This window comes from Xenorhabdus sp. SGI 60 (assembly GCF_056632175.1).
Window position 1 is genome coordinate 2,980,778 of sequence record NZ_CP196860.1, and the last position, 13,619, is coordinate 2,994,396.

Below are 13,619 nucleotides of genomic sequence, written 5' to 3' on the forward strand. Positions count from 1 at the left end.
CCGAACCCCGTTTTTATTTAAATGGTTTCCAGCAATAACAACTCGTTGATGGTCTGGCGACGACGGATCAAACGCACCTCCCCCTCGGTAAACAAAATTTCCGGGATCAAAGGGCGACTATTATAATTTGAAGACATAGAGGCACCGTAAGCGCCGGTATGGTGAAAAATCAGATAATCTCCGACACTAACACGAGGCAACATACGTGATATAACTTCTCCGCCTTCCAACTGAGTGAACACATCACCAGACTCACATAACGGCCCCGCGACAATGGTTTCTGCCAATGTGGTTTCCGGCAGCGCGTTTATCGGCAATACAGAAATAGGGTGATAACTGCCATACATCGCCGGACGCATTAAGTCATTAAAACCCGCATCCACCAGCACATAATGCCGATTGCCCATAGATTTAACCGCCCGTACTTCCGCCAGCAAGATCCCTGCCTCAGCAACCAGAAAACGACCAGGTTCGATTTCTAACCCAACGTGATGCCCCAGATGCTGCTCAATACGTTGGCGAGCTTCATGCCACAAGCTGTAATAATGTTCGGTATCGACTGACTCTTCACCGTCCTTATAAGGAATTGATAAGCCACCGCCTGCGGAGATGGCTTGAATATCTTCCCCGCATAACATGACCTGCTCCACCATAGCATTACAGACATTGGAAAGATGCTGATAATCTACTCCTGAACCAATGTGCATATGCAACCCGACTAACTGCAAACCATATTGATGAATTTTTTCAATTGCCAGAGGGAGATCCTGAAACCAGATCCCATGTTTGCTGTTTTCGCCGCCAGTATTGGTCTTTTGGCTATGCCCATGCCCAAATCCGGGGTTGATGCGCAGCCAAACCGGATGACCAGACTGACGTTCACCAATTTGTGCCAACATATCAATAGAACCGGCATTGACCGGAATATCCAGCTCAATGACACGCGACAATGTTGCCTCATCAATCACATCCGCTGTGAATACAATTTCTGCTTTCTCACGCCCAGGTTTAAAACCTGCATAAAGCGCCCGCTCGATTTCACCCAATGACACTGCATCAACTTTCACGCTCTGCTCTTTCATCAAGCGTAAAATATGGGTATTGGAACACGCTTTCTGTGCAAACCGAATGACATCAAACTGTTTTAATTTTTTAATTTGTTTGATGATGCTATCGCCATCATAAACCCACAATGGTGTTCCATACTGAGCAGGTAAACGAAGCAGATTTTCAGGGGTAAAATGTTTCCTTAAGTCATGAGGCAAGGTCGATATAGTCATTGAAGTGTCTCACAAAATCAGCCGATTCCTCATTATTGACAATAATAGGACAGGAAAAAAATATCCATTTAGCTATAGTCTATTCATTTTTGATATCCTTTTGGCCACTTTTCAATCAAAGAGAGCGATATATGCACTCCTGCTCATGGCGACACATTGAAATTTTTCATGCTGTAATGACCACCAAAAACCTGACTGATGCAGCATTATTACTGAAAACATCCCAACCCACGGTCAGCCGTGAACTTGCACGCCTTGAACAATTACTGAAACTTAAATTGTTTGATCGAATCAAAGGGCGCTTGTTTCCCACCGCGCAAGGATTACGGTTCTTCGAAGAAGTGCAACGCTCTTATTATGGGCTGGAAAGAATAATCAATGCGGCTGACAGTATCCGACAATTTGAACAGGCGCAGTTATCCATCGCCTGCCTGCCAATGTTCTCCCAATCTCTGCTGCCAAAAGCCTGTTGCAGTTTTATTGAACACTATCCCGAAGCCAGGCTGACCATCATTCCACAAGAATCTCCCCTTTTGGAAGAATGGCTTTCAGCACAGCGCCATGATATTGGCTTAACCGAACATTTACAGACGCCAGCAGGTACTGAGCGAGAAACGTTGATAACCTTAAATGAAGTTTGTGTTTTACCCATTAATCATCCGCTCGGTCAAAAATCACAACTGACGCCAGCAGATTTTCACAATCAAAAATTTATCAGTCTTTCGATCACAGACAATTACAGGCAACTGATTGATACCATTTTTACTGAGCATCAAATCAATCGCAAGATGGTGATGGAAACCCATAGCGCAGCCTCAATTTGCGCCATGATTAACGAAGGCATTGGAGTGTCTATCGTAAACCCGCTAACTGCATTGGATTATTTAGATAACAGCGCCAAAATTTGCATTCGGCCATTCAGTATCGACATTCCATTCACAGTCAGTTTAATCAAACCCATCCATCGCCCCTCCTCAGAGTCCGTAGAGGCTTTCATTACATATTTAAAACAACAGGTTGCTCTATTTGCCGAAAAATTGACATTAGCGTTTCAACATTAATTGCTGCCAATGAGGTGATATCGCAAACCAATTCACCAGAAAATCCAACAGTGCACGCAAAGTCGCTGGCATATTCTGGCGGCTGGCATAAATGCCATAGATCCCCATTGCTTGAGGTTGGTAATCAGGCAGCAGCTCAACTAACTGCCCTGACATCAAATAAGAAGAAACTGAATAGTAAGGCTGCATTGCAATTCCTGCTCCCTGCAAAGCAGCTTCCATCAATACGGTCGATTCATTGGCACTTAACGTACCACTGACAGGAACTGAACAGTGCTCATGCTGTTTTTTAAATACCCACAAACTTTTGCCGAAAAAGTTATAGGTCAGGCAATTATGTGATGTTAAATCCATAGGGTTGTTGGGAATAGATTTTTCCGCTAAATAAGACGGCGCAGCACAAACGATGGAATGGCAAGTTGATAATGGGCGCGCGATTAGATTTGGCTCCAGATTATTGGTAATACGGATTGCCAAATCAATGCGTTCTTCTATCAAATTGACAACTTTATTATCCATTTGCAAATTGACGGCAATGTGCGGATATATCCGCATAAATTCAGGAATGGCAACTGCCAGCGCACTAATGCCCAATGATTGGGAACAACTCACTCGCAACAATCCCTTCAAGGTTTGTGCTTCCAAAGATTGCTGCGCAGGCATTCCTTCTGCTAATTCCATTAACTTAAGGCTACGCTGATAAGCACTTTCACCTGCCGAAGTCAGGCTAATTTTACGTGTTGTACGATGCAATAAGCGAATACCTGCCCATTTTTCCATTTCAGCCAAATATCGCGATACCATTGCCCTCGACATATCCAACCGTTCTGCTGCCGCGATGAGGCTTCCCTGCTCAACAATCGTAACAAACACTTGTGCTGCGGTGATCCTATCCATTTTCGGCCAACCTATTTTTCGCCCTAATTTGCTCGATTTATGCAACAAATAGTTGCTGGTTATGGGGTTTTTAAATCGGAATATGCAACTTATCATACATACCATTCAAGCTCACAAGCTTTTTGCTATAGGAATTCGACGATGGCTCGCAAAACAACATTAAACATCGCTCTGGCAGCGACACTCTCCTTGGGGATAGCCTCACTGGCTCAAGCAACCGATCTGAAATTGGATATCTACAATCCAGGTGAAAGAGGTGTTTTCCCTGTTTCTTCTGAAATTATCAGTGGTGATCATGAAGTGGTCCTGATCGATGCCCAATTTAAGAAAAATGATGCACAAGAGCTGGTAAAAATGATCCAGCAAACAGGTAAAAAGTTGACAACGATCTATATCAGCCAATCCGATCCTGATTTTTATTTTGGCCTTGATGTGATCACCGAAGCTTTCCCTGACACCAAAGTTATCGCATCACCAGAAACCATCAAAGCAATCAATGAAACCAAAGATGGCAAGCTGGCTTATTGGGGTGGAATTCTTGCAGACCAGGCACCCAAAAAGATCGTCGTACCAGAGCCACTAAAAGGAAATTCCTTCACTGTTGATGGTGAAAAACTGATTATTGAAGGTTTAGATGGCCCGGCTGCAGATCGTACTTTTGTCTGGGTTCCTAAATTAAAAGCCGTTGTTGGTGGTGTGACTGTTTCTGACAATATCCATGTATGGATTGCGGATACCCAGACCAAAGCGTCACGCCAGCATTGGCAACAAACATTGGATCACATCAAGAGCCTGCAACCTAAAACTGTTGTACCAGGCCACTATCTGGGGGATTCATCAATGACGTTGGATTCAGTGACTTTTACCCAAAATTACCTGACTACATTGGAAAAAGAGTTACCGAAAGCAAAAGATTCCAATGCGCTGATTGCAGCTATGAAGAAACACTATCCAGATCTGGCTGATGAATCGAGTCTTGAGCTAAGTGCCAAAGTATTAAAAGGCGAAATGAAGTGGCCTCAGTAAGTTAAACATCATCACGGGCGTTGCGGATAGTAGCGCCCGTATAACAATATTTGAAATATTACCTTAATGCCCCTTTTAATTTTAACGTATCAAAAACGCCAACTAAAAAAACAAAACCTCAGCCCCATTATTAATAAAACCAGTATCAAAATCCATTTTAATACTTTATATTCACCCCCATATAAAAACCGATAATGCATTAACTTTAAAAATGAAAAAAACTTATTAAATAAACATAATTCCTTTTTGATTGATGTGATATTTAACGCCTTTTTATAATTTGAAATAACTAATAAACTTAAGTTGTGATCAATAGTCCATAATCCAATAAATCAGCTTGAATAAAAATCTCATTTTTTTTAAATTTGCAATCAGCGGAGAGATAAGCCAGCAACCTAAAGCTAACTAGATGCTTCCAACGTCTAGAATATGCAGGGCAAGCAGCTTAAGCCAACTAGATGCTTCCAACGTCTAGCGCATACAGGATAATAGCCTAAACCAACTAGATGCTTTTAACGTCTAATGTACGCAGGATGCGCTGCTCAAGCTAACCAGATGCTTCCAACGTCTGGCATATGCAGAAAAGCAGCTTAAAACAACTAGATGCTTTTAACATCTAGCATTTACAGAATGCGTACCGTAGGTTAGGCTCCTGTTCTCTCCGCCACTTTTTATCTATTGTCCCACTTTGCAGATGAATACTATACTCTGCCAATACCATACCCCAGTAATACTATCGCGGATAAACATAAATAAGGCCCAAATGCGATAAATTCAGGAAACGATTTTCTTTTCACTCCAATTATTACAAACCCAAGCACTCCAAATAATGAAGCCATCAGCATCAATATTGGTATCATTTCCACACCCAACCAAGCACCGATCGCCGCGGTTAATTTAAGATCACCATAACCTATTCCCTCCTTATTTAAGATATATCGACATAACCAATACAAAAACCACAAAAAAAGATACCCTGATATGGCGCCATATATTGCACTCTTTATTGAAACCAAATTACCATCAATATTAACCAAAAGCCCAAACCATAATAAAGGAAGAGTGATAATATCTGGCAAGCAATACGTTTTAATATCGATAACGGCCAATAACAATAAGGTACTACAGAAAAACATAACTATTATATGATCTACGTTAATTAAAATAGAACCCTTCCTTTTTCTCACCTGTAATAAATTAAAATCCATTTATAAATAACATCCTTGTTACCGTCTTCTTTCCTTAATTTCCTGACATCAATCAGGACAAGATGAATATTAATTTTTCATTCCGGTTATTGGCAATAAAAATTTAGCTAAAAAAGCAATTATAAAATAAATATGCGAACCAGCTCGCAAGGAGATATCTTGTATTCCTTAAGCCAAGAGATAACTTGATCACGCAAACAGCGCTCATTTATCATGGCAATGAATCAATTTTGTCATATGGCTGTTTGCGCCATACCGGAAGAACCCGGAAATAAAGAAGGAAAGAAGAATATGCGAATACCCCGCATCTATCACCCTGAACTGCTCTCAACAGGAGCGGAAATTTATTTGAGTGACGATGCTGCCAATCACGTTGGTCGCGTGCTTAGAATGAGTAACGGGCAGGCATTGCAACTCTTTGATGGCAGTAATCAGGTTTTTGATGCAATCATCGCGGAAGCCAGTAAAAAAACAGTTAAAGTGTCTATCCTTGATGGCAAATTGTCTGATCATGAATCACCACTGAACCTGCATCTGGGGCAGGTCATGTCTCGTGGTGAAAAAATGGAATTTACAATCCAAAAATCCGTTGAATTAGGTGTCAACACGATTACTCCGCTCCTGTCTGAACGCTGTGGTGTAAAACTGGATACAGAAAGGTTGGATAAGAAATTACAACAATGGAAAAAAATTGCCATTTCTGCCTGTGAACAGTGCGGACGTAACCGAATCCCTGAAATCCGCCCCGTTATACCACTTGAAACCTGGTGTGCAGAAAACGATGGCAGCCTGAAATTGAATCTGCATCCCCGCGCCAGCCATAGCATCAATACCCTCCCACTTCCTTTGGAAAAAGTACGCCTGCTGATTGGGCCTGAAGGGGGATTGTCTGCCGAAGAAATAGAAATGACGGCAAAATATCAATTTACTGATATCCTGTTAGGGCCTCGTGTCCTGAGGACAGAAACGTCGGCACTTACCGCAATTACCGCATTGCAAGTACGTTTTGGTGATCTGGGTTAAGGAGAAAAAATGATCAAGCTCGGTATTGTGATGGATCCTATTTCATCCATCAACATCAAGAAAGACACTAGTTTTGCCATGCTGCTGGAAGCACAAAAACGCGGATGGGAAATCCATTATATGGAAATGCATGATCTCTACCTGCATCAAGGGGAGGCTCGCGCCCGCACACGTTTGCTCACAGTAGAAGAAAATCCACAGCAGTGGTATCAGTTTGGCAGTGAGCAAGAAATCGCCCTTGATACTCTGCAAGTTATTTTAATGCGCAAAGATCCCCCTTTTGATACTGAGTACATCTATGCGACCTATATTCTGGAAAGAGCAGAAATCAAAGGCAGCCTGATCGTTAATAAGCCTCAAAGCCTGCGCGATTGTAATGAAAAACTGTTTACGGCCTGGTTCCCGGAATGGACACCCGATACGCTAGTCACCCGCAGTGCCAAAAAACTACGCGAATTCCACCAAAAACATGGCGATGTTATTTTTAAGCCTTTAGATGGTATGGGGGGCGCTTCCATCTTCCGTCTGAAACAAGATGACACCAATGTCGGCGTTATCATTGAAACACTGACTGAACATGGCAATCGTTATTGTATGGCACAAAATTTTCTGCCTGCCATTAAAGATGGAGATAAACGCGTACTGGTTGTCGATGGTGAACCTGTGCCTTATTGCCTTGCCCGTATCCCTGCTCAAGGAGAAACCCGTGGTAATCTAGCGGCAGGTGGCCGTGGAGAAGCACGCCCATTGTCAGAAAGCGATTGGGCCATTGCCCGTGCAGTTGCTCCGGTATTAAAAGAGAAAGGATTAATTTTTGTTGGGCTGGATATCATTGGTGACCGTTTAACTGAAATCAACGTAACCAGCCCAACTTGTGTTCGTGAAATTGCAGCGGCATTCCCAGACATCTCCATTACTGGCATGCTGATGGATGCTATCGAAAAACGATTGGAAAAACAGATAGCATAACAGGTCAAACAACATTCGTTTCCTGACAATATTTGCCATTTATAATAAGAGCCCACATACTGTGGGCCAGTCATTCTTACATAGCCAAAATAATTATCAGAAAACACATGAATCTACAGCATCATTTTCTTATTGCCATGCCTTCGCTCTCTGATCCTTATTTCAATCGTGCTGTAGTTTATATCTGCGAGCATGATCAAAACGGGGCTATGGGTTTAATTATCAATAAGCCAATAGCCAACGTTTCTATCCAAAGTATCTTACAAAAATTAGATATCCCCCCTAAGGATAGGGATAGTGCGATCAATCTCAATCGGCCAGTGATGGCGGGTGGCCCTCTGTCTGAGGAACACGGTTTTATTTTGCATACGCCACAATCAGGTTTCAGTTCCAGTATTCAGATTTCTGAACACACCATGATCACCACATCCAAAGATATGCTGGAAGCTCTGGGCACATCGCGCCAACCGAAAAATGTTTTGATGACCCTTGGATATTCAAGCTGGGAAGCGGGTCAGTTGGAAAGGGAAATTATGGAAAACAGTTGGCTTACTGTCAGCGCTGAACCTTCCATCATTTTTGATACCCCTATCACTACCCGCTGGCATGAAGCGGCTTCTTTACTGGGGGTTAATATTTACAATCTCTCCTCACAAGCAGGGCACGCCTGATGAAAAACCGGACAATCATCGCTTTTGATTTTGGAACCCGCAGTATTGGAGCTGCCATCGGGCAAGAAATCACAGGCACCGCCAGAGCATTAATCTCTTTCAAAGCCAACGAAGGTTCCCCCAATTGGGAACTTATTGGGAAACTACTTAAAGAGTGGCAGCCCGATCTGGTTATTGTTGGTCTGCCACTCAATATGGATGGCACAGAGCAACTGGTCACCGCACAAGCCCGTAAGTTCGCCAATCGCATACACGGCCGTTTCGGGGTACAAGTTGAACTGCACGATGAACGATTGACCACCGTGGAAGCACGCTCTCACCTGTTTGATCACGGTGGCTATAAGGCACTGAATAAAAGTAAGGTTGATGCCACTTCCGCGGTTATTATTCTGGAAAGCTGGTTTGAACAGCAATATCAGTGATAACAATACTTATAATAACCATATCCGTAATAGCCATACTGATCATTAGGCATGGCTGTTACTGCAAACGGCTTATCCCAGCAATCCCAACGAATTACGTTGTTGTCGGCTTTGCTCGTAAGTTTGCATACCACAATTTGCTCCTGTCTGCATTAATGATGCTATTTGATGATTCTTGCCTTCCCTTATCAAATGACTAACAGCCTGATTAATGACTAAAACTTCATAAATAGCCACCCTGCCCCCCTCTTTAGCAGGCAGCAGTTGCTGAGAAATGACTGCCTTTAAACTTCCGGCTAACTGACTGCAAATCCAACCTTTTTCTTCTGCGGAAAAAACATCCACCAGGCGATCTATCGCCTGAATTGCACCGCGGGTATGCAGCGTCGACAAAACCAAGTGCCCCGTTTCAGCCGCGGTCAGGGCCAACCGGATCGTCTCTTTATCCCGTAATTCTCCCAGCAAGATCACATCAGGATCCTGGCGTAATGCCCCTTTCAGTGCGGTTTGATAATCCGTGACATCTTTACCAATCTGTCTTTGCTGTATCAAACAGTTTCGGCTTTGGTGAACAAATTCGATTGGATCTTCCAGCGTGATGATGTGCTTACAAACATGGCTATTCAAAGCATTAATCATAGCTGACAACGTAGTGGACTTACCGCTTCCCGTCGCACCTGTCACTAATATCAATCCACTCATCTCCTGTAAGGTAAGATGCTGGATGATGTCAGGCGCATAGAGTTGTTCCAACGTCGGGCATTTATTCTCAATCAATCGCAATACCAATGATAAATGAGATTGTTGATAGAATAAATTTCCCCTGAGTCGCTGTTTATCTGGCATCGTTACCACAAAATCGACATGACCGTGATTATGTAACTGCTGTTTCTGCGCATCCGATAATATTTCTTCACTCCACTTTATAAGAGTATTGGATTGAATTTCCTCGCATTGTCTCTGTGGGTATAACACACCATTGATACGCAAAACCGGAACTTGTCCGATACAAAGATGCAGATCAGAAGCATTATGCTTTACACTAAGGGCCACCCATTTTTCCATATTCATTTTTTTATCTCCTGAGTCAACTATGAACAATATCGAACAAAATCTTCACGATGTCAGGAACCGCATTACACTTGCAGCGCAAAAATGCGGACGTTCTCCAGAAGAAATTACCTTGCTTGCAGTCAGTAAAACCAAACCTGTGGATGCCATCACAGAAGCCATAGCCAATGGCCAGCGAGAATTTGGTGAGAATTACGTTCAGGAAGGGGTTGAAAAGATCCAACACTTTAATAACCGTGACGATTTAGTATGGCACTTTATTGGCCCATTACAATCTAACAAGAGTCGTCTGGTTGCAGAAAATTTTGATTGGTGCCATACCGTTGACAGGGTAAAAATCGCCCAACGTTTAAGCGAACAACGTCCTGAAAAAGTCGCCTCTTAATATCCTGATCCAGATTAATATCAGTGGAGAAAAGAGCAAATCTGGCATTTTGTTGGATGAGTTAACCGAATTGGCTGCAACTATTAATGGATTACCTAATATGGTATTGCGCGGCTTGATGGCAATACCTGCACCGGAAAATAACTTTAAACACCAAATAGCCATTTTTCACCAAATGGAACAAGCATTTATTGGGCTAAAAGCGAAATATCCCCAAGTTGATACACTATCAATGGGTATGACGGATGATATGGAAGCCGCCATTACTTGTGGTTCCACACTGGTTCGGATTGGAACGGCAATATTCGGTGTCCGTCAGTACAAGTCTTAATATAGAAAATGAAAAACACCAGATTCAATACCTGAAATTAACTGATTAATAGACGAGATTATCTAATGGAAAATCGTAAAATCACCTTTATTGGCGCAGGAAATATGGCTCATGCCATCATTGCCGGGTTAGTCAGAAAAGGTTATCCCGCTGAGTTCATCACTGTCTGTTCTCCAACTACCGCCCGCCGTGATGTGCTGGCAAAAGAATATGGCATTAATAGTCAGAGCGATAATATTCGTTACGCGCAAGAAGCCAATGTCATCGTTCTGGCAGTTAAACCGCAAATGATGGCAGAAGTTTGTGGATCACTGTATTCACACGTCGATTTCAATGGAAAACTGGTTATTTCTATTGCTGCGGGTATTCCCGTTCCTCGTTTTTATACGCTCTTGCAAGATAACCTCAATATTATCCGCATCATGCCAAATACCCCTTCACTTGTAGGGCAAGGGATGAGTGGATTGTTTGCGCCTGAGCATATCGGGCAAGCTGATCGCGACTTTGCAGCATCGCTAATGAGCAGTGTCGGAAAAGTCTGCTGGGTAAATGATGAAAACGGTATCAACGATATCATCGCCATCGCAGGCAGTGCCCCTGCTTATTTCTTCCTGTTCATGGAATCGATGCAACAAGAAGCGGAACGTCTGGGATTTGACAGTGAAACAGCCAGAGAACTTGTCCTGCAAGCAGCCACGGGTTCAGCTAAACTTGCTGAAACGCAAAAAGATCTTCCTTTTGCTATCCTGCGTGAGCAGGTAACATCTAAAGGCGGTACAACGGCTGAAGCATTGCGCATTTTTTATGAAGGCAAGCTGCCTGAAATTGTGTCCAATGCCATGCAAGGAGCCATCCGCCGGGCACAGGAAATGGAAAAATTATTTTAATTCAATTGGTTTAATTCAATCAGGGCTGCTACATGCAATTCTTAAATTTCGTCTTTTTCACCGTTCTGGATTTATATATTGCCGTTTTACTGCTGCGTGTCTGGATGCAGTGGGCACGTTGTGATTTTTATAATCCATTCTCACAATTTATCGTTAAAATTACCCAACCTGTGGTACGCCCATTACGCAGATTCATTCCTGCCATTGGTCCCATTGATACCGCGTCCATGCTTCTCTCCTATCTGCTGATTCTTATCAAGATCTTGTTACCTATATGGTTAGCCACAGGGCAATTTCTCATTCCTTCTGGTGCCATATTCTTGTTTGGATTGATTGAATTACTGACCGCTGCCGGAAAGCTCGTATTCTGGTTAGTGATCGCCCGCGCGTTATTAAGCTGGATCAGCCAGGGACGCAACCCCGTGGATTATGTCCTGCTTCAATTAACTGAACCACTAATGGCACCTATCCGACGCATCATCCCTTCTATGGGCGGTCTTGATTTCTCTGCCATGATTGTCATTCTTATTCTCTATGCACTCAATGCCCTGCGTTACGATGTGATGGCATGGCTGGCTTCAATATTTGCAGGTTAATTAAATAAATTAATTGGATACACAGGTTAATTAAATAAATGGCAATGAAAAAAGTTGTTCTCGCCACGGGAAATACAGGTAAGGTACGCGAATTGGCTGATTTATTGGCTGATTTTGGCTTAGATATCGTGGCGCAAACTGAATTAGGCGTGGATTCAGCCGATGAAACGGGTCTCACTTTTATCGAAAATGCAATCATCAAAGCGCGCCATGCCGCCGCCGTGACGGGGTTACCTGCAATTGCAGACGATTCAGGGTTATCTGTTGACGCATTAGGTGGTGCGCCAGGTATTTATTCCGCTCGCTATGCGGGCAGCAATGCCTCTGATCAGGAGAATCTGGAAAAATTATTGCAAGTTATGCACGATATTCCTGATGAACAGCGTCAGGCTCAATTCAATTGTGTGCTGGTCTTCTTACGCCATGCAGAAGATCCTACTCCTCTGGTATTTCATGGTCGCTGGTCAGGCATGATTACCCGTGAACCGGCCGGAAAAGGCGGTTTTGGTTATGATCCCGTTTTTTATGCGCCTGAATTTGACTGTACAGCAGCCGAACTAACTCGTGAGCAAAAAAATGCCGTTTCACACCGTGGGAAAGCATTAGCAATGTTGTTGGAAGCCATGCGTAATGCTTAAGTTACCACCTCTGAGTCTTTATATTCATATTCCGTGGTGCGTGCAGAAATGCCCTTATTGTGACTTTAATTCACATGCCTTAAAAGGGGATGTGCCGCATCAAGAATATGTCGATCATCTATTGGCAGATTTACAGGCGGATCTGCCAATGATTGGTGAGCGTGAGATATCAACGATTTTTATCGGTGGAGGAACCCCCAGCCTGTTAAGCGCCGAAGGCATGCAACGATTGCTTGATGGAGTCAGGGCTGCATTGCCACTCTCTCCACAAGCAGAGATTACCATGGAAGCCAATCCGGGAACCGTTGAAGCCGATCGTTTCAGTGCCTATCAGCAAGCGGGGATTAATCGCATTTCCATCGGTGTACAAAGTTTCGGTTCAGATAAACTTATCCGTTTAGGGCGTATTCATGGCCCGGAAGAGGCCAGACGAGCTGCACAATTGGCTGACGGACTCGGATTACGCAGTTTCAATCTGGATTTAATGCATGGCTTGCCTAACCAGACACTCAATGAAGCACTGAATGATTTGCGTCAGGCTATCGAGCTATCTCCGCCCCATCTGTCCTGGTATCAACTGACGATTGAACCCAATACCCGTTTTGGCTCTCGCCCCCCGGTTTTACCGGATGATGATGCGCTATGGGATATTTTTTCCCAAGGCCATCAATTACTGACGGAAGCAGGTTATCAACAATATGAGACTTCGGCCTATGCCAAACCGGGTTATCAATGTCAGCATAATCTCAATTACTGGCGTTTCGGTGATTATTTGGGGATTGGTTGTGGCGCACATGGCAAGATTTCGTTTGCCGATGGGCGTATTCTCCGTACCGTGAAAACCAAACATCCACGCGGTTATATGCAAGGGCGTTATTTGGATCAACAAAATCAGGTGGATAATAAAGATCGTCCATTTGAATTTTTCATGAACCGTTTCCGCTTGCTGGAATCGATGCCACGTCAGGATTTCAGTGATTTCACTGGGTTACCGGAAGGTGCCATTCGTCCACAAATTGACGAAGCATTGTCGAAAGGTTATATCACTGAAAGCGATACACACTGGCAAATCACTAAACACGGAAAACTATTCCTGAATTCCTTACTGGAGCTGTTTCTTTAAGAAAAAACTGCACCTTAAAATTCAAGGGGTG

The 13,619-nt window shown here is 43.4% G+C and carries 14 protein-coding genes and 1 pseudogene; 11 read left to right on the plus strand and 4 right to left on the minus strand.

From position 1 onward, the window contains the following. Positions 1-17: 17 nt before the first annotated feature. On the minus strand, positions 18-1,280 hold the full coding sequence (lysA, locus tag ACSJJG_RS13865; RefSeq protein ID WP_481089722.1) for a diaminopimelate decarboxylase: 1,263 nt from the start codon (positions 1,278-1,280) through the stop codon (positions 18-20). Positions 1,281-1,411: 131 nt separating this feature from the next. Here lysA and ACSJJG_RS13870 point away from each other — a divergent pair, with 131 nt between their 5' ends. Continuing rightward, entirely contained in the window at positions 1,412-2,341 is a 930-nt protein-coding gene (locus ACSJJG_RS13870) for a LysR family transcriptional regulator (RefSeq protein ID WP_481089723.1), read from the plus strand. Here ACSJJG_RS13870 and ACSJJG_RS13875 read toward each other — a convergent pair. Then, positions 2,324-3,238 carry a LysR family transcriptional regulator gene (locus tag ACSJJG_RS13875; protein ID WP_481089724.1) on the minus strand — a complete coding sequence of 305 codons (915 nt, stop codon included), beginning with the start codon at positions 3,236-3,238 and terminating at the stop codon, positions 2,324-2,326. The two genes, ACSJJG_RS13870 and ACSJJG_RS13875, sit on opposite strands and share 18 nt — an antisense overlap. Positions 3,239-3,379: 141 nt before the next feature. Here ACSJJG_RS13875 and ACSJJG_RS13880 point away from each other — a divergent pair, with 141 nt between their 5' ends. Further along, positions 3,380-4,264, plus strand: a complete 885-nt coding sequence (locus tag ACSJJG_RS13880; RefSeq protein ID WP_481089725.1) for an MBL fold metallo-hydrolase — start codon at positions 3,380-3,382, stop codon at positions 4,262-4,264. Between the two features lie 701 nt (positions 4,265-4,965). Here the strand turns inward: ACSJJG_RS13880 and ACSJJG_RS13885 are convergent. Beyond that, the gene (locus tag ACSJJG_RS13885; protein ID WP_481089726.1) at positions 4,966-5,472 is read right to left on the minus strand and encodes a prepilin peptidase; all 507 of its coding nucleotides are present in this window, start codon (positions 5,470-5,472) and stop codon (positions 4,966-4,968) included. A gap of 291 nt (positions 5,473-5,763) precedes the next feature. On the opposite strand from ACSJJG_RS13885, the gene rsmE reads away from it, so the two are divergent. The 4 genes from rsmE (at position 5,764) to ruvX (ending at position 8,557) form a co-directional block, all read left to right on the plus strand. After that, entirely contained in the window at positions 5,764-6,495 is a 732-nt protein-coding gene (rsmE, locus tag ACSJJG_RS13890; protein ID WP_481089727.1) for a 16S rRNA (uracil(1498)-N(3))-methyltransferase, read from the plus strand. A gap of 9 nt (positions 6,496-6,504) precedes the next feature. Further along, a complete protein-coding gene (gene gshB, locus ACSJJG_RS13895) occupies positions 6,505-7,464 on the plus strand; it encodes a glutathione synthase (RefSeq protein ID WP_481089728.1) in 960 nt (319 codons plus the stop codon). A gap of 107 nt (positions 7,465-7,571) precedes the next feature. Next, positions 7,572-8,135 carry a YqgE/AlgH family protein gene (locus ACSJJG_RS13900; protein ID WP_481089729.1) on the plus strand — a complete coding sequence of 188 codons (564 nt, stop codon included), beginning with the start codon at positions 7,572-7,574 and terminating at the stop codon, positions 8,133-8,135. Continuing rightward, a complete protein-coding gene (ruvX, locus tag ACSJJG_RS13905) occupies positions 8,135-8,557 on the plus strand; it encodes a Holliday junction resolvase RuvX (protein ID WP_481089730.1) in 423 nt (140 codons plus the stop codon). Before ACSJJG_RS13900 ends, ruvX begins: the two co-directional genes overlap by 1 nt. Positions 8,558-8,629: 72 nt before the next feature. Here the strand turns inward: ruvX and ACSJJG_RS13910 are convergent, their stop codons facing one another. Beyond that, positions 8,630-9,628, minus strand: a complete 999-nt coding sequence (locus ACSJJG_RS13910; RefSeq protein WP_481089731.1) for a type IV pilus twitching motility protein PilT — start codon at positions 9,626-9,628, stop codon at positions 8,630-8,632. Between the two features lie 22 nt (positions 9,629-9,650). Between ACSJJG_RS13910 and ACSJJG_RS13915 the strand changes: the two are divergent. From ACSJJG_RS13915 to hemW, 5 genes and pseudogenes are all read left to right on the plus strand, one after another. Continuing rightward, positions 9,651-10,344, plus strand: a pseudogene (locus ACSJJG_RS13915) (YggS family pyridoxal phosphate-dependent enzyme). Between the two features lie 65 nt (positions 10,345-10,409). After that, complete coding sequence (gene proC / locus ACSJJG_RS13920; protein WP_481089732.1) at positions 10,410-11,231, plus strand: pyrroline-5-carboxylate reductase; 822 nt, start codon at positions 10,410-10,412, stop codon at positions 11,229-11,231. Positions 11,232-11,263: 32 nt separating this feature from the next. Then, the gene (locus ACSJJG_RS13925) at positions 11,264-11,827 is read left to right on the plus strand and encodes a YggT family protein (protein WP_481089733.1); all 564 of its coding nucleotides are present in this window, start codon (positions 11,264-11,266) and stop codon (positions 11,825-11,827) included. A 44-nt stretch (positions 11,828-11,871) separates the two neighbouring features. Further along, positions 11,872-12,465: an XTP/dITP diphosphatase gene (locus ACSJJG_RS13930; RefSeq protein ID WP_481090446.1), complete on the plus strand. Its 594-nt coding sequence runs from the start codon at positions 11,872-11,874 to the stop codon at positions 12,463-12,465. Continuing rightward, positions 12,458-13,588 (plus strand): radical SAM family heme chaperone HemW, encoded by a 1,131-nt coding sequence (hemW, locus tag ACSJJG_RS13935; RefSeq protein ID WP_481089734.1) that lies wholly within the window; start codon positions 12,458-12,460, stop codon positions 13,586-13,588. The genes ACSJJG_RS13930 and hemW overlap by 8 nt, the downstream gene beginning before the upstream one ends. The last annotated feature ends 31 nt before the right edge of the window (positions 13,589-13,619 follow it).